Origin of the sequence: Mesorhizobium sp. M8A.F.Ca.ET.165.01.1.1 (assembly GCF_004792065.1) — a bacterium.
Classification (GTDB): Bacteria; Pseudomonadota; Alphaproteobacteria; order Rhizobiales; family Rhizobiaceae; genus Mesorhizobium.
Genome location: NZ_SRTH01000006.1, coordinates 25,081 through 43,953, shown reverse-complemented (window position 1 = coordinate 43,953; position 18,873 = coordinate 25,081). Strand labels below are relative to the sequence as shown.

Annotated in this window: 21 protein-coding genes; 11 read left to right on the top strand and 10 right to left on the bottom strand. The window is 64.8% G+C overall.

Features of this window, described 5'->3' with window-relative positions:
• Positions 1-21: 21 nt before the first annotated feature.
• A complete protein-coding gene (locus tag EN808_RS37010; protein WP_245525095.1) occupies positions 22-246 on the bottom strand; it encodes a helix-turn-helix domain-containing protein in 225 nt (74 codons plus the stop codon).
• Between the two features lie 529 nt (positions 247-775).
• Here EN808_RS37010 and EN808_RS18045 point away from each other — a divergent pair.
• Entirely contained in the window at positions 776-1,162 is a 387-nt protein-coding gene (locus EN808_RS18045; protein ID WP_127279199.1) for a DUF2794 domain-containing protein, read from the top strand.
• Between the two features lie 105 nt (positions 1,163-1,267).
• Here the strand turns inward: EN808_RS18045 and EN808_RS18040 are convergent, their stop codons facing one another.
• The 4 genes from EN808_RS18040 to EN808_RS18025 all read right to left on the bottom strand — a co-directional run bounded on the left by EN808_RS18040 (position 1,268) and on the right by EN808_RS18025 (position 6,194).
• Entirely contained in the window at positions 1,268-1,840 is a 573-nt protein-coding gene (locus EN808_RS18040; protein ID WP_135916562.1) for a GNAT family N-acetyltransferase, read from the bottom strand.
• Positions 1,841-1,944: 104 nt separating this feature from the next.
• Positions 1,945-2,718, bottom strand: coding sequence for a Bax inhibitor-1/YccA family protein (locus EN808_RS18035; protein ID WP_127872799.1), 774 nt, complete (start codon positions 2,716-2,718; stop codon positions 1,945-1,947).
• Between the two features lie 231 nt (positions 2,719-2,949).
• The gene (locus EN808_RS18030; protein ID WP_135916561.1) at positions 2,950-5,499 is read right to left on the bottom strand and encodes an ABC transporter permease; all 2,550 of its coding nucleotides are present in this window, start codon (positions 5,497-5,499) and stop codon (positions 2,950-2,952) included.
• Positions 5,499-6,194: an ABC transporter ATP-binding protein gene (locus EN808_RS18025; RefSeq protein WP_135883781.1), complete on the bottom strand. Its 696-nt coding sequence runs from the start codon at positions 6,192-6,194 to the stop codon at positions 5,499-5,501. The genes EN808_RS18030 and EN808_RS18025 overlap by 1 nt, the downstream gene beginning before the upstream one ends.
• Before the next feature lie 85 nt (positions 6,195-6,279).
• Between EN808_RS18025 and EN808_RS18020 the strand changes: the two genes are divergently transcribed.
• Positions 6,280-6,924, top strand: a complete 645-nt coding sequence (locus tag EN808_RS18020; RefSeq protein ID WP_127278706.1) for an arylesterase — start codon at positions 6,280-6,282, stop codon at positions 6,922-6,924.
• A gap of 128 nt (positions 6,925-7,052) precedes the next feature.
• Positions 7,053-7,649 carry an RNA 2',3'-cyclic phosphodiesterase gene (thpR, locus tag EN808_RS18015; RefSeq protein WP_135883779.1) on the top strand — a complete coding sequence of 199 codons (597 nt, stop codon included), beginning with the start codon at positions 7,053-7,055 and terminating at the stop codon, positions 7,647-7,649.
• On the opposite strand, the gene EN808_RS18010 is transcribed toward thpR, so the two are convergent.
• Positions 7,553-8,071: a low molecular weight protein-tyrosine-phosphatase gene (locus EN808_RS18010; protein ID WP_135916560.1), complete on the bottom strand. Its 519-nt coding sequence runs from the start codon at positions 8,069-8,071 to the stop codon at positions 7,553-7,555. The two genes, thpR and EN808_RS18010, sit on opposite strands and share 97 nt — an antisense overlap.
• A gap of 56 nt (positions 8,072-8,127) precedes the next feature.
• On the opposite strand from EN808_RS18010, the gene EN808_RS18005 reads away from it, so the two are divergent.
• From EN808_RS18005 to EN808_RS17995, 3 genes are all read left to right on the top strand, one after another.
• Positions 8,128-8,424 carry a 4a-hydroxytetrahydrobiopterin dehydratase gene (locus EN808_RS18005; RefSeq protein WP_127278703.1) on the top strand — a complete coding sequence of 99 codons (297 nt, stop codon included), beginning with the start codon at positions 8,128-8,130 and terminating at the stop codon, positions 8,422-8,424.
• A gap of 138 nt (positions 8,425-8,562) precedes the next feature.
• Positions 8,563-8,925: a YkvA family protein gene (locus EN808_RS18000; protein WP_127278702.1), complete on the top strand. Its 363-nt coding sequence runs from the start codon at positions 8,563-8,565 to the stop codon at positions 8,923-8,925.
• Positions 8,926-9,196: 271 nt separating this feature from the next.
• A complete protein-coding gene (locus EN808_RS17995) occupies positions 9,197-9,700 on the top strand; it encodes an invasion associated locus B family protein (protein ID WP_127278701.1) in 504 nt (167 codons plus the stop codon).
• Positions 9,701-9,754: 54 nt separating this feature from the next.
• On the opposite strand, the gene EN808_RS17990 is transcribed toward EN808_RS17995, so the two are convergent.
• Both EN808_RS17990 and EN808_RS17985 read right to left on the bottom strand, forming a co-directional pair.
• Entirely contained in the window at positions 9,755-11,110 is a 1,356-nt protein-coding gene (locus EN808_RS17990) for a chloride channel protein (RefSeq protein WP_135916559.1), read from the bottom strand.
• A 208-nt stretch (positions 11,111-11,318) separates the two neighbouring features.
• Complete coding sequence (locus EN808_RS17985; protein ID WP_135863461.1) at positions 11,319-11,618, bottom strand: hypothetical protein; 300 nt, start codon at positions 11,616-11,618, stop codon at positions 11,319-11,321.
• Positions 11,619-11,886: 268 nt separating this feature from the next.
• On the opposite strand from EN808_RS17985, the gene rlmN reads away from it, so the two are divergent.
• The 3 genes from rlmN to EN808_RS17970 are packed head-to-tail and all read left to right on the top strand — an operon-like array spanning position 11,887 to position 14,044.
• Complete coding sequence (rlmN, locus tag EN808_RS17980; RefSeq protein ID WP_135863463.1) at positions 11,887-13,122, top strand: 23S rRNA (adenine(2503)-C(2))-methyltransferase RlmN; 1,236 nt, start codon at positions 11,887-11,889, stop codon at positions 13,120-13,122.
• On the top strand, positions 13,119-13,568 hold the full coding sequence (locus EN808_RS17975) for a hypothetical protein (RefSeq protein WP_135916558.1): 450 nt from the start codon (positions 13,119-13,121) through the stop codon (positions 13,566-13,568). The genes rlmN and EN808_RS17975 overlap by 4 nt, the downstream gene beginning before the upstream one ends.
• On the top strand, positions 13,565-14,044 hold the full coding sequence (locus EN808_RS17970; RefSeq protein ID WP_135916557.1) for a hypothetical protein: 480 nt from the start codon (positions 13,565-13,567) through the stop codon (positions 14,042-14,044). The genes EN808_RS17975 and EN808_RS17970 overlap by 4 nt, the downstream gene beginning before the upstream one ends.
• On the opposite strand, the gene EN808_RS17965 is transcribed toward EN808_RS17970, so the two are convergent.
• Positions 14,016-14,657 (bottom strand): LysE family translocator, encoded by a 642-nt coding sequence (locus EN808_RS17965; RefSeq protein ID WP_127280596.1) that lies wholly within the window; start codon positions 14,655-14,657, stop codon positions 14,016-14,018. The two genes, EN808_RS17970 and EN808_RS17965, sit on opposite strands and share 29 nt — an antisense overlap.
• Before the next feature lie 91 nt (positions 14,658-14,748).
• Entirely contained in the window at positions 14,749-16,800 is a 2,052-nt protein-coding gene (locus EN808_RS17960; protein ID WP_245525094.1) for a bifunctional diguanylate cyclase/phosphodiesterase, read from the bottom strand.
• Positions 16,801-17,107: 307 nt separating this feature from the next.
• Between EN808_RS17960 and EN808_RS17955 the strand changes: the two genes are divergently transcribed.
• Both EN808_RS17955 and EN808_RS17950 read left to right on the top strand, forming a co-directional pair.
• The gene (locus EN808_RS17955) at positions 17,108-18,331 is read left to right on the top strand and encodes an argininosuccinate synthase (RefSeq protein WP_127872787.1); all 1,224 of its coding nucleotides are present in this window, start codon (positions 17,108-17,110) and stop codon (positions 18,329-18,331) included.
• Positions 18,332-18,336: 5 nt separating this feature from the next.
• A complete protein-coding gene (locus EN808_RS17950) occupies positions 18,337-18,858 on the top strand; it encodes a hypothetical protein (RefSeq protein WP_135916555.1) in 522 nt (173 codons plus the stop codon).
• Positions 18,859-18,873 lie beyond the last annotated feature (15 nt).

The window sequence follows — 18,873 nt, the reverse complement described above, 5'->3', positions numbered from 1 at the left end:
ACAGATCGTTGATGCCAAGGTCTAGAGCGCCGGCGATCTTGAGCAGCGTGCCGGTGTTGGCGCCGCACAGATTGCGCTCGAGCTGGCTGATGAGCTCGCCGTCGTGCCGGTCATGTCGGCGAGCTGCCGCAGCGAGACGCGCCGTGCCGTGCGCAACGCCTTGATGCGAGGGCCGACGCCGCCGGCCTCCGGCGCGGCCGCTACACCATCCAACTGTTTTGCCATGGAGTCCGATGCGCGTGGCATTGCTGTCTCCGTTCCACTTAACACCCTATTAAGTGAGACGGCAGATGGCAAGCAGGGTCGGCGGAATTGAGTCGCGATGTGAGGGCTGGCCGCTTCGAGCCTGCGCCGGCTTCCCACGCTCGCCACGATCCGGGTTAAAAAAGGTCCAAAAACGAAAAAACCGACGTCAGCTTGCTTCTGACGCCGGTCATTTAGGTTTTGGGATCGTCGCACCTGGTTTTTCCGAGGAAAAGACCGAGGTTGGTTCGATCCGACGCAGACCCGTGGGCGGGGGGCTTGGGGTTTACGAGCCGGTGCCGGACCGAACCGTCTCAGGCAACGCCGGTAAATTCGTCGGACATTGGGGCATGAGCGCGGATAAAAAAAGGCAGAAATGTGGCGAAGCATCACCAATTCCAACATGCGTTTCACAAACGTGACTGGACGCGACGGAAACGGCGCACCGCCGCCTCCGCTTCGCCGGCTCTTGCAATTGCGGTGCGAAGGGGCCAACTTTGGTTGGCAAAGATTCATTTCGAGGGATCGAGGCATGACTGATGACGGCGGCGGGATGGGGGATGGAGACGCATCCGCAATATTGATCCCGCTACACGAGGCGCGACGTGAACGCCTCGACCAGCCGGTCCGCTTCGACCGGCGTGAACTGGATCTGATCCTGAGGCTCTACGGACGCATGGTCGCCGCCAATGAATGGCGCGACTACGCCATCGATCATCTCACCGACCGCGCCGTCTTTTCCGTCTTTCGCCGCGCCAGCGAAGTGCCGCTGTTCCAGATCGTCAAGGATCCGAAACTGGCACGTAAACAGGGCGCCTTCGCCGTCATCGCGGCGGGCGGCCGTATCCTCAAACGCGGCCAGGAGCTTGGCCGCGTGCTTGGCGTCTTCGATCCGAAGCTGAAGGTGGTCGAGGCGTGAAGGGGAACTGAGGAATCGAAGAAATGAGGAATTGGAGAAAAGAGCGCTAAGCGCCTGACATTTCTCCAGTTCTTCAATTCCTCAATTCTTCAATTCCCATTCTTCTCATTTCCCTCCGAGCCTGAACCTCCGCTCCGGCAGCGAATCCGGATCGGGCGCGACCGATGCCCCGCCGTTCAGCGATAGCTGCATGAACACCGTGTCCAGCCAGCGCCCATGCTTATAGCCGGAGCCTTCGAGCCGGCCGGAATGGCGAAAGCCGAGCTTCTCGTGCAACCTGACCGAGGCGCTGTCGGCGCGGCCGTCGCCGATCACCGCGACGATCTGGCGAAAGCCCGCCCCCTCGACCGCGGCGACCAGGCTTTGCATCAGCTTGAGACCGACGCCCTGGCCCTTGGCGTCAGGCGCGACATAGACCGAATCCTCGACGATGAAGCGATAGGCCGGGCGCGGCCGGAAGGGGCCGGCATAGGCATAGCCGAGCACGGCGCCGTCCTTCTCCGCCACCAGATAGGGAAAGCCGCCGGCCGCGAGCGTGGCGAATCGCGTCCCCATCTCGGCACGGCTGGGCGGCTCCAGTTCATAGCTCGCCGTGCCGTTGGCGACCGCGTCGGCATAGATTTCGGTGATGGTGTCGAGGTCGGCCGGGGTCGCCGGCCTGATCACGATGTTGCTCATTCTTTATGCAAACCTCTTTTGTGCCTCCAACAACAGCAGAGGCCCGCACAAAAGAAAAGGGCGGCCATTGGGCCGCCCTTGCGAAAGTTGATGGTCCAATACCCTTAGCGGCGGTCGCCCATGAACTGGAGCAGGAACATGAACAGGTTGATGAAGTCGAGGTAGAGCGACAGCGCGCCCATGATCGCCTTGCGGCCGGCGACATCGGAAGCGTCACCTTCGAAATACATCTCCTTGATCTTCTGCGTGTCGTAGGCGGTGAGGCCGGCGAACACCAGCACGCCGATCGCCGATACGGCGAAGGTGAGCGCCGACGACTGCAGGAAGATGTTGATCACCGAGGCGATGATGATGCCGAACACGCCCATGATCAGGAACGAGCCCATCGCCGACAGGTCGCGCTTGGTGGTGTAGCCGAACAGCGACAGCGCCCCGAAAGCGGCGGCGGTGGCGAAGAAGGTCTGCGAGATGCTTGCCGTGGTGTATACCAGGAAGATCGAAGACAGCGACAGGCCGACCAGGCCGGCATAGACCCAGAAGGTCGTCTGCGCGGCGGCGACGCTCATCGACCGGATCCTGAACGACAGGAAGAACACGGCGGCCAGCGGGGCCAGCATGACAACCCAGCGCAGCGGCGAACCGAAGATCGCGTAGCCGAACGAGGTCAGCATCTCGCCGCTCGGCAGCGTCGCGACGGCCGAGGCCGGGTCGGTGGTGGTGGCCAGCATGATCGTGCCGATGGCGGCAAGGCCGGTGATGAGCAGACCGAGCCCCATCAGATTGTAGACCTTGATCATATACGCGCGCAGACCCTGGTCGATGTCGGCACGGACGCCGGGCACCGCCGACGTCTGATAATTGCGAATGGGATCAGCCATTGGAAATCCTCTGTTGCTTCTGCCCCGTCCGGTGTCGGGCCTCTTGCGGACCCAGGCGCCGCTGGCGGGGCTCCAGCATGCCTGCGCGGAATATGATGGTTCTTGGCGTCAAGAACAAGTCCGCAACCTGTTGTAACGGTTCGTGACAGGCTAAAATGCCGCTTCGCCGGCCGTTTCGGACGGTATTCTTACCAAGATTTAACCCGGGGCAGGCCGCGCCGGACCGGCGAATCAGAGGTTGCGCAGCACGGGCGCCGCCTTGTGGCCGAGCACCCGCCAGGTGCCGGCAAGGCCGATGCCGACCGTGATCACCAGCGAAAAGGCGATTGTGGCGACCGCGACCTCCGGCATGAAATGCGACGGCAAGGCCATGATGCGCGCGACGATGTACCAGGCGGCTGCACCGCCGGCGGCGAGCGCGAAGATCGCGGTGGCGAGCCCGATCAGCATGTATTCCAGCGAGAAGGCCGATATCAGCGTCGTGCGCGTCGCGCCGAGCGTTTTCAGCACCACTGCGTCGTGGATGCGCGCCCGGTTGCCGGCGGCAAGCGCGCCGGCAAGCACCAGAACCGAGGCGATCAGCGCCACGCCGGCCGCCGCCCGGATCGCCGTGCCGAGCTGGCCCACCAGCCGGTTGACGATGTCGAGCGCGTCCTTGACCCGCACCGTCGTCACGGCCGGAAAAGCGCGGGTGACGGCGTTGAGGACGCGCGCGTCATCGGCCGTCGACGCGCTCTTTTCTGTGAGCGTCGCTATCCAGCCATGTGGGGCGCCCGCGAATGTGTTGGGCGAAAACACCATGACGAAGTTGATGCCCATCGTCTCCCATTCGACCTGGCGGAAATTGGCGATCCGGGCCGTGACGTTGCGGCCAAGCACATTGACGGTGACGGTGTCGCCGAGCTTCAGCCCGATTTCCTTGCCTTCCTTGTCGGAAAACGAAACCAGCGGCTCGCCGGCATAATTGTCCGGCCACCATTTGCCCTCGGTCAGCGTCGTGTTTTCCGGCTGCCTGGCGTCATAGGTCAAGCCGCGATCGCCCTTCAGCACCCAGGCGCCCTCGGCCGGCACCTTGACCTTGTCGACATCGACGCCGTTGAGCGCCATCACCCGGCCACGCAGCATCGGCACCCTGGCCAGCGCTCCCCGCGGCGCCTCCTTTGCGATCAGCGCGGAGAAGGCATCGACCTCGCTGCCCTGGATGTCGACGAAGAAGAAGTTGGGCGCCCGCGCCGGCAGGTTGCCGGAGATCTGGCGCCTGAGATTCCCGTCGATAAGCGCCAGCGTCACCAGGAGTGTCAGCCCAAGCCCCAGCGACAGCACCACGGACGGCGTCAGCGCACCGGGCCGGTGGATGTTGCCGATGGCGAGCCTGAGCGCGACAAAGCGCACGCGCGGACTTTTCCTGGCCGCCCATTGCACCAGCGCGCCGACGAGACGCAGCACCAGGAAAGCAAAAATCGTGGCGCCGACGAAGATCGAGGCGATGCGCTGGTCGCCCGAAAACAGGATCGCCAGCGCCGCCAGGAAAAGCGCGATGCCGAGCGCGCAGACGACATAGACGGCGCGCGGCAGGCCGCGGCCTTCCAGCCCCATCTCCCGGAACAGCGCGGTCGCCGGCACATCACGGGCGCGGCCGAGCGGCAGCAGCGCGAAAGCGAGCGTCACCAGCAGGCCGAACAGGGCCGCCATGGCGAGCGCGCCGGGATAGAAGCCGCCTCGCGCCGGCACCGGAATGACGGACTGCAGGGCCGCACTTGCGGCAAAGGGCATCAGCGCACCCAGCACCAGGCCGGCGCCGATGCCGATCAGGGCGATGATCAGGATCTGCACGAGGTAGACGGCAAAGACGAAGCCGCCGGATGCCCCCAGGCTCTTGAAAGTGGCGATGACGCCGCGCTTGCCGTCGAGATAGGCACGCACCGCGTTGGCGACGCCGACGCCGCCGACCACCAGCGCGGTGAGCCCGACCAGCGTCAGGAACTGCGAGAAGCGTTCGATGTTGGAAGACAACGCCGGGGCGGCATTGCCGCGCGTGCGGATCGACCAGCCGGCCTCCGGAAAATCCCTGGCCGCCTGGTCCTGGATGGCCTTGAGCCGCGCCTCGTCGGCATCGGCGGGCAGCCGGACCTTGTAGGCATTCTCGACCAGGCTGCCCGGCTGGATCAGCCCTGTGGCGGTCAGGCCCTCTGTCGAGATCATCAGCCTTGGCGCGAAGCCGAAGCCGTCGGAGACCGCGTCGGGCTCGGTCACCAGCCTGGCGCGCAGTTCGAAGATGGCGGTGCCGAGCTTCAGCCGGTCGCCGATCTTGAGATGCAGCCGTTCGAACAGAAGGTCGGGTGCCGCAGCGCCGAAAACGCCGAACTGCCCGCTGAACAGTTCCTGCTTCGTCAGCGCCGGTTCGGTTTCCAGCACGCCATAGAGCGGATAGGCATCGTCGACCGCCTTGGCCTCGACCAGCGCCTGGTCGGATCCGTCGGCCAGGCGCGCCATCGAGCGCATGCCGGCGGTGTGCGAAACGACGCCCAGCCCGTCGAGAAAGCCAAGTTCGGCCTGGCTGGCGTCGCGCTGGTTGATCTGGAAGCGAAGGTCGCCGCCAAGCAGCGTCTGGCCCTGATCGGCGACACCGGCGGTGATGGAGCGGGCCACCGAATTGACGCCGCCGATGGCCGCGACGCCGAGTGCTATGCAGGCGAGGAAGATGAGAAACCCGGACAGGCCGCCGCGCATCTCGCGCAGCGAGAAACGGATGGCGAGCTTCAATGTCCGCGCCAGCGGCATCAGGCAATGACCTTGATCGGCGCCGGCGCTTCGATCCTGCCGGAGCGCATCGACACCTGGCGCGAACAGCGCGCCGCGAGCGCCGGATCATGGGTGACCAGCACCAGCGTCATGCCGCGCTCGGCCGCCTTGGCAAACAGCAGGTCGGCGACCTGCCGCCCCGTCGCCTGGTCGAGATTGCCGGTCGGCTCGTCGGCGATCAGGATGCGCGGCGATGGCGCCAGCGCCCGCGCGATCGCCACGCGCTGCTGCTCGCCACCGGAGAGCTCGCCGGGGTAGTGGGTGACGCGGTCGCTGAGGCCCACGGCCGCCAGTTCCCGCTCCGCCACCGAAAACGGATCCGCGTGGCCGGCCAATTCCAGCGGCACCGCGACATTTTCGAGCGCCGTCATGTTGGGGATAAGGTGGAAGGACTGAAACACGATGCCAATGTTTCGGCCACGAAACGAAGCGATTTGATCCTCGGTCTTGCCGTTGAGCAGCTCGCCCGCGATTCGTACCGTACCCGAATCGACCCGCTCCAGCCCTGCCAGCACCATCAGCAATGTGGACTTGCCGGACCCCGACGGGCCGACGATACCAGTCGCCTCGCCGCGCGCCACCTCGAGGCTGACGCCCTTCAGCACATGGACGGACGAAGCGCCTTCGCCGAGTGTCAGGGATACATCTTTCAGCGCGATGACGGCTTCTGTCAAAATGAAAGCGTCCTATATGGGGAGGGAGGCTCTGCCTGTCGCAAGCCATCGCCGGAAGAATTCTATGTCATATGGGGCTTGCCGCATGTCTTTCAAACGCCGCTTTGCCGCAGGCCTGATCGTTTTCCTCGCCATTTGCGGCGCCATTTCGTCGGCGCGCGCCGAGCCATTCAAGATCGTCGGCTTCGGTGACAGCCTGATGGCGGGGTTCGGTCTTGGCCCGGGCCAGGGTTTTACAGACAAATTGCAGGCCGCCCTTCGCGCCAGGGGCCATGACGTCACCGTCGCCGATGCCGGCGTCTCCGGCGACACCTCCAGCGGCGGCCTGGCGCGGCTCGACTGGTCGGTGCCCGACGGCACGCAACTGGTGATCCTCGAACTCGGTGCCAACGACATGCTGCGCGGCGTTTCGCCCGACATCACCCGGAAGAACCTTGACGCCATGCTGGGCAAGCTCAAGGAGCGCAAGATCGCCGTGCTCCTGGCCGGCATGCGCGCCGCGCCCAATCTCGGCGCCGACTACCAGAACGCCTTCGACGCCATCTTTCCGAACCTGGCCGGCAAATACGCTGTGCCGCTCTACCCGTTCTTCCTCGACGGCGTCGCGGGGCAGCCCACCCTGCAGCTCGAGGATGGCCTGCATCCGAACGCGGGGGGTGTCGACCTGATGGTCGAGCGCATCCTGCCGACGGTCGAGAAGGCCATCGCCGCGGCCCCGGGAGGGTCGTGAGGCCGCCAGGAATCGCTTTCCGTTAGGGAAGTTTTTAGCAATGACTGTGACCAATAAACCTCTTGCTCGATCAGGCTATCGATGATTCGCTACAGGTGACAGTTCGATTCGAGGAAGGGAGGCTCTTCATGCCGCGTCTTTTCACCGCCCTCGAAATTCCGCGTGATGCTGCCCTTTCGCTGTCCCTGCTCCGGGGCGGCCTCCCCGGGGCCCGCTGGATCGATGTCGAAAACTACCATCTGACGCTGCGCTTCATCGGCGATGTCGAGGGTCACGTCGCCGACGAGATCGCCAACGCGCTGGACCGGGTGCACCGCCCGTCCTTCTCGCTGACGCTGTCGGGTGTCGGCGCTTTCGGCCAGAAGAAGCCGCACGCCGTGTGGGCCGGCGTCGCCCCATCACCGGATCTGAGCGCCCTGCAGGGCGAGATCGACCGCATCTGCCAGCGGCTCGGCTTGGCCGCCGATCCGCGCAAGTTCACGCCGCACATCACCCTGGCGAGGCTGCGCAATTCGAGCCCGCTCGACGTCGCCCAATATCTGTCGGCGCGCGGCAATTTCTCGACGCTGCCCTTCCGCATCGGCCGCTTCGTGCTGATGTCGTCGCGCGATTCGGTCGGCGGCGGCCCCTATATCGTCGAGGAAGCCTGGCCGCTGTCAGGCGTCGATACCCGCGCCGCCAGCCGTGTCGCCAGCGCCTCGGACGCCTCGCGGATCATGCGGTAGACCGAAGCAAACGCTTCCTGGTCCGCATAATAGGGATCCGGCACATCGCGCGGCTCTCCCTCGGCGAATTCCAGAAACAGGTGGACGCGGTCGCGCACCGCCGCCGGCGCCAGCGCCTTCAGATCGGCGACGTTGGACCGGTCCATGCCGAGGATCAGGTCGAAGCGGTGAAAATCCGCCGGTGTGATCCTGCGCGCCCGCTGCCGCGAGATGTCGATACCCTGGCGCACCGCGACCGCGATAGAGCGCGGATCCGGGGCGGAGCCGACCTCCCAGCCGCTGGTGGCGGCCGAGTCGAGCACCATATCCCCGCCGTATCCGCGCTCCGCCAGCACGGCGCGAAGGACGCCTTCGGCCAGAGGCGACCGGCAGATGTTGCCGAGGCAGACGAAAAGAATGGAATTTATGGGCTTCGCGATCATGGATCCGGCGCTATGGTGGCGACTTCAGCGCATGCGCAATAGCACGGGAAGCGGACATGACGAGAGAGAAACTGGGCAGGGAAGCCGCCGAAGCAGCGCTGACTGGACTTGACGGCTGGGCGCTGGCACAGGACGGCGCCTCGATCGGCCGCACCTTTACCTTCAATAATTTCTCCGAGGCCTTCGCCTTCATGACCCGCGTCGCGCTCGCCGCCGAGAAGATGGACCATCATCCCGACTGGTCGAATGTCTACAAGACGGTCGACGTGACCTTGAACACGCATGACGCCGGCGGTGTGACGGCGCTCGATATCGAGCTGGCCAAGAAGATGAACCGCTATTTCGGCGGCTGAACACCGGCTGTCCATGCTCTGGGCCGGGCGCGGACCCGCCAAATCGGCGCCCGCATCTTGCAGCCGGGTTCGGCTTTCACCACATTTTGATCCGCGAGCATGCGCCAGTCCGCGCATGGGACCCGCAAGGAGAGATTGATGGCGCAACAACCCGGTTTTGACTTTTTCGGCTTTGGCGACAGGCTGGGCGGCGAGGGCGAAGTGCGCGAAAAGTTCTGGCGCACGGCCAAGAAGGCCGCGCGGCAGATACCGTTCATGGAAGACGTCGTCGCCGCCTATTACTGCGCCATGGACAAGAACACGCCGCTGCGCGCCAAGGGCATATTGGTGGCCGCGCTCGGCTATTTCGTCCTGCCGGTCGACCTCATCCCCGACTTCATCTTCGGTCTCGGCTTCACCGACGACATCGCCGTGCTGACCGCCGCGATCACCGCCGTCAGCGCCCATATCACGCCCGCGCACCGGCAGGCCGCCAAGGACGCCATCGCCGACAAGGGCTGAAGTCCCGCCGCGTCGGCCCGGCTTCTGGATCGGGCGTTCAGCGGCGCGTCAAAAGTCAAACTCTTGCCGTTTTCGTGGCCTCCAAGTCACCAAAGGGACGCCGTGCCGGCCGCTGACAAGGCGGCGGCGCGGAAATGGCGGCGGTTTCCTGGGGTGAGGGTCCTTTTCTCTTGGGAACTTCACCGTTTGGTAACCCAGATTAAATCAAAATGAACCGACGGCAGGACGCCATGCGGCCCGCCTCCGCACCATTTGGAATACGGGAAAAACGATGCGCGGATTGATTGCACTAGTTTCGAGCCTGGTCCTGGCCGCCTCGGCAGCGCCGGCGCTGGCGCAGCAGGCGACCAAGATCGGCCAGCACAATGCCTGGGGCACCTACAGTTACCAGGCGTCGGGCGGCAAGGTCTGCTACGTGCTGACCGTGCCGACCGACAAGCAGCCGCCGACGCTCGACCATGGCGACATGTTCTTCTTCGTCAGCCAGCGGCCCGGCCAGCAGGTATCCTATGAGCCGCAGTTCATCGCCGGCTACAATTTCCAGGAAGGCTCCAAGGCCACCGTCACCATCGACAAGAAGACCTTCTCGATGTTCACGCGCGGAAAATCGGCCTGGGTCGAGAACGCCGCCGAGGAGCCGGTGCTGATCGCGGCGATGAAGACCGGCACCGACATGAAGGTGTCGGCGAAATCGGGCCGCGGCAATCCCACGAACTATGTCTTCTCGCTGAAGGGTATTTCGGCGGCGCTGTCCTCGATCGCCAAGTGCAAATAGGCTATCTTCGTTTTTGAACCAAGGCCGGGCCGCAACGCCCGGCTTTTTGCTTTTTCAGCCCAGGCCTGATTCCGGTGCGGCCTCCGCCCGCCGCCGCCGGATTGCCTCGGCGATGAAGACCCGCGACAGCGCGTGATAGAGCGGCTCGTGCGAAATCAGGCGCGCCGTGCCGTAGCCCAGCATCGAGGCCAGCATCAGGCCGATGACATTGTCGTGATTGCCGGTCATTTCGAGGATGATGACGAAGGCCGTCATCGGCGCCTGCACGACCCCGGCGAAATAGCCGGCCATGCCGAGCAGCGCCGCGACGCCGGCGCTGCCGCCGAACACCAGGCCGAGCGAACTGCCGATGCCGGCGCCGACCGCCAGCGAGGGCGCGAAGATACCGCCAGGAATTCCTGAAATCATCGATAGCAGGCCGGCTGCGAATTTCTCGGCAAAGAAGAACCAGGGCAGCGGCGTGCCTTCGACGGCGCTGCGCGCCTGCACGTAGCCGGTGCCGAAGGTCAGCCCGCCCGAGACGATGCCGATCACCGCCACGGCCAGCCCGCAGACGGCCGCCACCAGCAGCGCGCGCCACAGCGGCTGCAGCGCGTTCCAGCGCCGGATGCGCCGCGTCGCCTTCAGCGCCAGCAACGAGAACAGGGCGCCAAAGCCGCCGCCGATGACGCCGCAGGCGATCACCAGCGGCCAGTCGGCGGCAAACGAGATCGTGTCCTTGGACACACCGAAATAGGTGTAGTTGCCGAGCACGCCAAGCGAGGCGAGGCCGGCCAGGATGACCGCCGTCAGCACCAGCCCGTTGGTGCGCGCCTCATAGGTGCGGCCCATCTCCTCGATGGCGAAGACGATGCCGGCGAGCGGCGTGTTGAACGCCGCGGCGATGCCCGCGGCCGATCCGGCCAGGATCAGGCCGCGCGCCTGCGCCATGCCGCCCCAGCGTGCCGCCTGCAGCATCAGCGAGGCGCCGACCTGCACGGTCGGCCCCTCGCGGCCGATGGAAGCGCCGCAGAACAGGCCGACCAGCGTGAGGGCTATCTTGCCCGCCACCAGCCGCAGCGACAGGATATGGCTGCGGTCATCATCGTCGCGCAGGTGCCGGGCGGCGATCGCCTGCGGAATGCCGCTGCCTTGCGAGCCCGGAAAGAAGGCGTGCGCCAGCCATGCGCACAGGACAAAGCCGAGCGGCGTGATCGCCAGCGGCAGATACGAACGCCAGCCGCCATCATTGCCGATCACCACATGGAACAGCGCCTGTGCCTTGTCGGCCAGCACGGCAAACAACACGCTGATCAGGCCGATCGAGATCGCACCCGCCCAGAACACCAGGCGCGGCTGCCAGACACGCCGCGATGCCCACATGGCGCGCGAACGCCGCAGCATGGGATGTCTTCGCGATTGGCCGGCCATGTCTGTCCTCGTGGGGAAACCCCAGCCGTAACACAGGCACGATGCCAATCAAGCAATAGTCTGATGATCGGACCGGGACCAAAGGGCCGCGATGTTGGGCGTCCGCTCGCGGGCATGGTTCACAAAGCGCATAAGCCCCCGTTCCATCGAAGTGAGAACTGCCCGTCCCGCCGGCCTCCAAGCCGGCGGGCAAGCGCTCGCGAGATCGTCACATGGCCATTTTTTCACATTCGGCCTGGGCCTTCTTGGTCGACGTATCGATCATGTAGGCCTTGCCCTTGGCGTCGGTCATCATCATCATGCAATGCTTGATGGGCTTGGCCATTTTCATCATGTCGGCGCTCATCTTCGCGTCCGGCATCATGGTGCCCATGTGCCCGTCCGGCATGATCGCCGTCACCTGGCCACCTTTCATCATGGTCATGGTGCCCATCGTATCCTCGGCAAACGCCTGCGAGGCGCAAAGAGCGGCGACGCCGGCAATGACGGCGAGTTTGATCGATTTCATTCTGCATACTCCCATTGTGCGGGGGCACAGTTGCCCCATTTCAGGGTTCGCCGATGGCTCGCCAGCCGTTACGCCGACACGAATATGTGATCGATCGCGCGCCGGCAAACAGCACCAGGCAGGCGCGGCTTGTCCACCGCCACCCGGCGGCGGGACAGGCCGCCCGATCGCCCGCGGCATGACTCTGCCGCCAAGCTGTGCTATGCGCCGCGCTTGACATCGGGCCGATGGATGAAATCGGCCGTAAACCGCTTATATCAGTGGAACCATGACCCTTTCACTCGACCTTACCGCCGAAGGCGCCCGCGACGCCTTGCGCGCCCGCCCCGTGCAGACAGAAAAGCCCTCGCTGATTGGCCTGACACGAGCCGAACTCGGCGAGGCTCTCGTCGCTTCAGGCATCGTGCCGGAGCGTCAGGCAAAAATGCGCGCCCAGCAGCTCTGGCACTGGATGTATGTGCGCGGCGTTTCCGACTTTGCCGGCATGTTCAACATCTCCAAGGACCTGCGCGCCGAGCTCGACAGGCACTTCACCGTCGCCCGGCCAGAAATCGTCGAGGAGCAGATTTCCGCCGACGGCACCAGAAAGTGGCTGTTCCGCTTCCCGCCGCGCGGCGCCGGCCGGCCGGTCGAGATCGAAACCGTCTATATCCCCGAGGAAGGCCGAGGCACGCTCTGCATCTCCTCGCAGGTCGGCTGTACCTTGACCTGCTCGTTCTGCCACACCGGCACGCAGAAGCTGGTGCGCAACCTGACCACGGAAGAAATCCTGGCGCAGTTGCTTACCGCGCGCGACCGGCTCGGCGACTTCCCCGACCGCGACACGCCCGACGGCGCCATCGTGCCGGCCGAAGGCCGCAAGGTCTCCAACATCGTCATGATGGGCATGGGCGAGCCGCTCTACAATTTCGAGGCGGTGAAGAAGGCGCTGCTGATCGCCTCCGACGGCGACGGCCTGTCCCTGTCGAAGCGCCGCATCACGCTGTCGACCTCCGGTGTCGTGCCCGAGATTTTCCGCACCGGCGAGGAGATCGGCGTCATGCTGGCGATCTCGCTGCATGCCACCAATGACGATCTGCGCGACTTGCTGGTGCCGATCAACAAGAAGTATCCGCTGAAGGAGCTGATTGCCGCTTGCCGCGCCTATCCCGGCCTCTCCAATGCCAGGCGCATCACTTTCGAATATGTGATGCTGAAGGACGTCAACGATTCCATCGAGGACGCCAAGGGCCTGATCAAGCTGCTCAAGGGCATTCCGGCCAAGATCAACCTGATCCCCTTCAACCCGTGGCCGGGCACCAACTACCAGTGCTCGGACTGGGAGACGATCGAGAAATTCGCCGACTACATCAACAATGCCGGCTATGCCTCGCCGATCCGCACGCCGCGCGGCCGCGACATCCTGGCCGCCTGCGGCCAGCTGAAGTCGGAATCGGAGCGCATGCGCAAGGTCGACCGGCTGGCGCTGGAGGCCATGATGATCGCGGGGCACGGCGAGGTGTGAGCCGTCTCGTCGCCGGCCTCCCGCGCCTCGCCATGATAGCAGTCGGCTACGTCGCCGCCGTGCTGACCTCTATCCTGGTGCCCGTGCTGCTGATCGTTCTTCTGGCCGGGATCGAGGACGGCAACTGGTCGATCATTTTCACATTCGACTGGCTAGCCTCCTTCCCGCTCGCCGTGCTGACCGTGGCGATCTGCGCGCTGCTGATCGTCGGTCCCGCGATCTTCCTCGCCGAACGGCTGGCGCTGCGGGGATGGTTCTACTTCGCCGTCACGGGTGCGGTCACGTCGATCGCCTTCGGTGTTTTTGTCCCCGGCTCGGCCGGAGGCTTCGTTTTCAACCCGGGCTTCCTCGGTTTTCTGGCCGCGGCCGGTGTTGCCGCCGGCTGGGTCTACTGGCTTCTGGCTGGACACAAGTCCGGGCATCTCACGGGACGCGACCCCCCATGACCCGTCTCGTCGCCTATATCGTGCGCTTCGCCGTCATCCTGTTCGGCTACGCCGTCGCCGCGCTGGCGGCGAGCGCCTTCCTCAACGTCCTGTTCCTGGCCTCGCTCGGCTACGCGCCGGCGCAAGCCCATCCGGCGGCGGCGGCATCGCTCTATTTTTCCATTCCTTTCGTCGCCCTGTTCGTTGCTTATTTTGGCTTCATGCTGGCCGCCGTCGTCATCCTGATTGCCGAAATCCTGGGCCGGCGCGACTGGCTGTTCTACGCGCTGGCGGGCGCGCTGGTGGCGGGGGTTTTCCTCGGCCTCGTCGACAATGTCCGCGAATCCGCTTTCGCGGTCACCGAGACCAGCGCCATCATGGCCGTCATTGGCGGCGGCATGGTCGGCGGCATCTTCTACTGGCTCAGCGCCGGGCGCTGGGCGGGAAGCTGGTGGGTCGAGAAAGCCCCTACTTCGCCTGGGCAGTCAGGATCTTGAGCGCGAAGGCCGAGAACACGCCGGCGAAGAGATAGTCGACCACCCGCGTCACGCGCGGGCTGGCCTTCATCGCCGCCGAGAATTTTTCCGCCGCCAGCACCATCGGCACCGTCACCGGGATCGACAGCACGATGAACATGGCGCCGAGGAAGAACAGCTTCCCGGGCGCGTTCGGATCGTGCGCGGAGACGAATTGCGGCAGGAAGGTCATGAAGAACAGAATGACCTTCGGGTTGAGCAGGTTGACGCCGATCCCCGCCGCCCAGCTGCGCAGCAGCGAAATCCGCGGGCCTGTCTTCTTCTCCGGCGAGAAGGCCGAGCCCTTGGCGATCGCCTGCCAGGCCAGGAAGACGAGATAGCCGGCGCCAAAGATCTTCAGCACGAAGAAAGCCATCGGCGAGGCGACGATCAGCGCCGAGACGCCGACCACCACCAGCGTGGTGTGGATCAGCGTGCCGCACAACGCGCCGGCCATCGAGGCAAAGCCGGTGGCGCGGCCCTGGCTCAGCGTGCGCGAGACGAACAGCGTCATGTCGGGGCCCGGCGTGATCGCCAGGATCACGGTGGCGATCGCGAACTGGATCAGCGTGGTCGTATCGGGAATGAAGGACATGCAAGGCCTCGGGAAGGTCCCGAGCCTATACAAGATACGCCGCGCCGACGCCAGATGCGCAGGCGGGAGTATCCTCCCGCGGCGGGGTTTTCTAAGCCGCCGACAGATCGATCTCGGCCAGCGAATGGGCGGCCGCTCCGGTCAGCAAAATCTGGTCGATCGGCTTGGGGCGGCCGAGGAAATAGCCTTGCGCCTCGTTGCAGCCTTCCACTTGCAGGATGGTGAGCTGGACATGCGTCTCGACACCTTCGGCAAGCACCGGAATGTCGAGGCTGCGCCCCAGTGTCAGCACCGCGCGGATGATCGCCTTGGCCTGTGGACTGCGCTCGACATCGGCCATGAAGGAACGGTCAAGCTTGATCTTGTCGAACGGAAACGAGCGCAGCGTGTCGAGCGACGAATAGCCGGTGCCGAAATCGTCGATCGCGATCGTCACGCCCAGCGCCTTGATCTGGCGCAGCACGTGCAGCGTGCGGACCTTGTCGGCGACGATCGTCGATTCGGTCAGCTCCAGTTCGAGGCGCCTCGGCGACAGGCCGGTTTCGACCAGGATCTGGTGGACGAGCTTGGCGAGATCGGCATGGGCGAGCTGCACCGGCGACAGGTTGACCGCGATCTTGTGACCCTTGTCCCAGGACGCTGCCTGGCGGCACGCGGTGCGCAGCACCCATTCGCCGATCGCCAGGATCGAGCCATTCTCCTCGGCGATCGGAATGAATTCGGCGGGCGGGATCATGCCATGCACCGGATGGGTCCAGCGCAGCAACGCCTCGTAGCCGCAGGTGGCGCCGGTCGAGACCGAAGTCTGCACCTGGTAGTGGAGCGTGAGTTCGCCACGTTCGATGGCCTGGCGAAGGTCGGTGGCCAGGGCGCGCCGTGCCCGCGCCGTCTCGTCCATGGCCGATTCGTAGAAACAGACGGCCCGCGCCACGTCGTTCTTGGCGCGGTACATGGCCAGATCCGCATTGCTGACCAGCCTCTCCCGGTCGGCCCCGTCACGCGGATAGACGGCGACGCCGATGCTGGCGCCGGTAACGGTCTCGAAATCGTCGAGCAGCAGCGGCTCGAACAGGGACTTCTCCAGGCGTGAAACCAGGCCGAGCAGCTCGTTCTGGTCCTTGAATTGCTTGATGGCGGCGAATTCGTCGCCGCCGAGCCTGGCGACGAACTCGCCGTCGCCGGTTAGTTTCGCCAGCCTGCGGGAGATGATCTTGAGTGCCTGGTCGCCGGCCGCATGGCCCCTGAGATCGTTGATCTCCTTGAAGCGGTCGAGATCGATGACGATGACGGCCGTCATCGTGCCTCCCTCGCGTGCCCGCTCGATCTCATGGTCGAGGCGGTCGTTGAAGGAGACCCGGTTGGCGAGACCTGTCAGCGCATCGTTGAGGGCAAGGTGCTGCAGTCGCTCGAAGCTCTCGAGCCGGCCGCGTTCGTCGATCAGGTAGCTGGCAAAGCCTGTGGCCGCGACGATCAGGCCGACCACGGCGACGGCGACGGCCATCGCTTCGAGGATATCGGGATTGGTGCCCGTGGTGATGAAGGAGAGCGGCGTCACCGCCACCGCGGCCATGGCCGTGAAATGCAGGCCGACGATCGCCAGCACCAGCAATCCGATGCCGAGATAGTGCGACCAGCGATATGGCCGGCGCTCCGCCTGGCCGATCGCCACGGCGGAGAACGCCATCGCGATCAGCAGCGAAGCGACCACATAGCGGGCGTCCCATTCGACGATGCCGGCCACGTGATAGGCGATCATGCCGGTATAGTGCATGGCACAGATTGCCAGCCCGACAAGGCATCCGCCCCATTCCGGCGCTAGGCCGCGGCTTTTGTCGAGGGCAAGACCGAAACCCGCCCCGGTTCCAACCATGGCGATGACCAGGGATATCATGGTGAGCGCCGAATCGAAGGTGATCGGCGCGCCGGGCTGATAGGCCAGCATGGCGATGAAATGCGTACACCAGATCGAAGAGCCGGCCGCGACCGCGGTCAGGAACAGCCAGCCCCGCATCTGCATGCCGACGGTCTTCCTGGCGCGATCCAGGAGACCGATCGTCACCCAGCAGCCGGTGACGCACATCAGCGCGGCCAGCAGGACAAGCCACAGATTATGCTCCGTGACGATGCAGGATATAACGCGCATCGAGGATGACCCAAGCCCGAGGATACCCGCGACGAACGGGCAAAAGCCGCTTCGGCGCCAACATGCGGCCAGGCGGCTCTGTCTTGGTTGTTTAGCGGCTGGGGGTGAAAACTTGATTAAATACGGCATATAAATGCAGCCACTGATTGTAGCAGGTTGATTCCCCAACCCGTTCGGCTGCCCCGCCATTGGCTGGATCAGAAGGCTGGCGCCGCCTGCGCTTGCTCGCTTTGCGGTTCCTGCTAAAAGGCGCTCCGACAATCCGTGACGCCATTGCCTCAAGCGTCCGCTTTTCGACGGAGCAGAAATGTCCAAGACCAAAGACGTCAAGAAGGTCGTGCTCGCCTATTCGGGCGGCCTCGACACATCCATCATCCTGAAATGGCTGCAGACCGAACTCGGCGCCGAAGTCGTCACCTTCACCGCCGATCTCGGCCAGGGCGGCGAATTGGAGCCGGCGCGCAAGAAGGCCGAGATGATGGGCATCAAGGACATCCGCATCGTCGACGTGCGCGAGGAATTCGTCGCCGACTTCGTCTTCCCGATGTTCCGCGCCAACACCGTCTACGAAGGCACCTATCTCTTGGGAACCTCGATCGCGCGGCCGCTGATCTCCAAGCACCTGGTCGACATCGCCAGGGAGACCGGCGCCGACGCCATCGCGCATGGCGCCACCGGCAAGGGCAACGACCAGGTCCGCTTCGAGCTTTCGGCCTATGCGCTCAACCCCGACATCAAGGTGATCGCGCCATGGCGCGACTGGTCGTTCAAGTCGCGCACCGACCTGATCAACTTCGCCGAACAGCATCAGATTCCCGTGGCCAAGGACAAGCGCGGCGACGCGCCGTTCTCGGTCGACGCCAATCTTCTGCACTCCTCTTCCGAGGGCAAGGTGCTGGAAGATCCATGGAGCGAGCCGCCGGAATTCGTCCACCAGCGCACCGTGTCGCCGATGGACGCCCCGGATGCCGTCACCGAGATCGAAATCGAGTTCCTCAAGGGCGATCCGGTCGCGCTCAACGGCAAGAAGCTGTCGCCGGCCACCATGCTGGCCGCCCTCAACGATCTCGGCCGCGACAATGGCATCGGCCGACTCGACCTGGTCGAGAACCGTTTCGTCGGCATGAAATCGCGGGGCGTGTATGAAACGCCCGGCGGCGCCATCCTGATCGTGGCCCATCGCGCCATCGAATCGATTACGCTCGACCGGGGTGCGGCGCACCTCAAGGACGAGTTCATGCCGCGCTACGCGGAACTCATCTACAACGGCTTCTGGTTCTCGCCCGAGCGTCTGATGCTGCAGGCGATGATCGACAAGAGCCAGGAAGACGTCGAAGGCACGGTGCGGCTGAAGCTCTACAAGGGCAACGTCATGGTCACCGGCCGCAAGTCGAAGAAGACGCTCTATTCCGACGCGCTGGTCACCTTCGAGGACGACCGTGGCGCCTACGACCAGAAGGACGCCGCCGGCTTCATCCGCCTCAACGCGCTGAGGCTGCGGACTTTGGCCGCGCGCAACCGCAACAGCTAGACGGAATGCGCTGTCCCGGCCGATGCCTGGTGCCGCTGGTCCTTCTGGCGGCCCCAGCCATGGCCGGGGATTTCGACCCTGGCCCGCTCGACCTTGCCGCGCTGATCGAGTGCCGGGTCGACGTGCCCAGCTACAACGGCTTTGCCCTCTGGCTGGCAGGCGAGCCCAGCGTGGCGGACACGCTCGGCTGGAAAGAAGTTCCGTCAGGCAATCCGTTCCTGCGCCAATACAGCTTGCCCGCCCCGGTCCACGTCTTCGGGCGCGAGACCGGAGCGATCGTCTTTACCGCGACGGGCCCGATGGCGGTGCTTGACGGCATCGCCGCACCGGACCTCGCCCGCCAGCTCGACGTCCCGGCGACGGTCTCGACGCCTGGCAAATTCCTCGGCGAGAAGGTCGTGGCCGAAAACACCGAGGAAGCCGGCGGCGTGAGCCTTGTCACGCGCATCACGCTCAACGTCTCGACGGTCGAGTCCCATCCCGGCAAGGCGCTGGCCGGCTGCTCCTATGCGCTCGACGTGAAATGAAAAACCCAGCGCGGA

Bases quoted from the DNA above. Each gene is read 5' to 3' on its own strand.
- EN808_RS37010 (WP_245525095.1), bottom strand. From the start codon at position 246: ATGCCACGCGCATCGGACTCCATGGCAAAACAGTTGGATGGTGTAGCG.
- EN808_RS18045 (WP_127279199.1), top strand. From the start codon at position 776: ATGACTGATGACGGCGGCGGGATGGGGGATGGAGACGCATCCGCAATA.
- EN808_RS18040 (WP_135916562.1), bottom strand. From the start codon at position 1,840: ATGAGCAACATCGTGATCAGGCCGGCGACCCCGGCCGACCTCGACACC.
- EN808_RS18035 (WP_127872799.1), bottom strand. From the start codon at position 2,718: ATGGCTGATCCCATTCGCAATTATCAGACGTCGGCGGTGCCCGGCGTC.
- EN808_RS18030 (WP_135916561.1), bottom strand. From the start codon at position 5,499: ATGCCGCTGGCGCGGACATTGAAGCTCGCCATCCGTTTCTCGCTGCGC.
- EN808_RS18020 (WP_127278706.1), top strand. From the start codon at position 6,280: ATGTCTTTCAAACGCCGCTTTGCCGCAGGCCTGATCGTTTTCCTCGCC.
- thpR (WP_135883779.1), top strand. From the start codon at position 7,053: ATGCCGCGTCTTTTCACCGCCCTCGAAATTCCGCGTGATGCTGCCCTT.
- EN808_RS18010 (WP_135916560.1), bottom strand. From the start codon at position 8,071: ATGATCGCGAAGCCCATAAATTCCATTCTTTTCGTCTGCCTCGGCAAC.
- EN808_RS18005 (WP_127278703.1), top strand. From the start codon at position 8,128: ATGACGAGAGAGAAACTGGGCAGGGAAGCCGCCGAAGCAGCGCTGACT.
- EN808_RS18000 (WP_127278702.1), top strand. From the start codon at position 8,563: ATGGCGCAACAACCCGGTTTTGACTTTTTCGGCTTTGGCGACAGGCTG.
- EN808_RS17995 (WP_127278701.1), top strand. From the start codon at position 9,197: ATGCGCGGATTGATTGCACTAGTTTCGAGCCTGGTCCTGGCCGCCTCG.
- EN808_RS17990 (WP_135916559.1), bottom strand. From the start codon at position 11,110: ATGGCCGGCCAATCGCGAAGACATCCCATGCTGCGGCGTTCGCGCGCC.
- EN808_RS17985 (WP_135863461.1), bottom strand. From the start codon at position 11,618: ATGAAATCGATCAAACTCGCCGTCATTGCCGGCGTCGCCGCTCTTTGC.
- rlmN (WP_135863463.1), top strand. From the start codon at position 11,887: ATGACCCTTTCACTCGACCTTACCGCCGAAGGCGCCCGCGACGCCTTG.
- EN808_RS17970 (WP_135916557.1), top strand. From the start codon at position 13,565: ATGACCCGTCTCGTCGCCTATATCGTGCGCTTCGCCGTCATCCTGTTC.
- EN808_RS17965 (WP_127280596.1), bottom strand. From the start codon at position 14,657: ATGTCCTTCATTCCCGATACGACCACGCTGATCCAGTTCGCGATCGCC.
- EN808_RS17960 (WP_245525094.1), bottom strand. From the start codon at position 16,800: ATGCGCGTTATATCCTGCATCGTCACGGAGCATAATCTGTGGCTTGTC.
- EN808_RS17955 (WP_127872787.1), top strand. From the start codon at position 17,108: ATGTCCAAGACCAAAGACGTCAAGAAGGTCGTGCTCGCCTATTCGGGC.
- EN808_RS17950 (WP_135916555.1), top strand. From the start codon at position 18,337: ATGCGCTGTCCCGGCCGATGCCTGGTGCCGCTGGTCCTTCTGGCGGCC.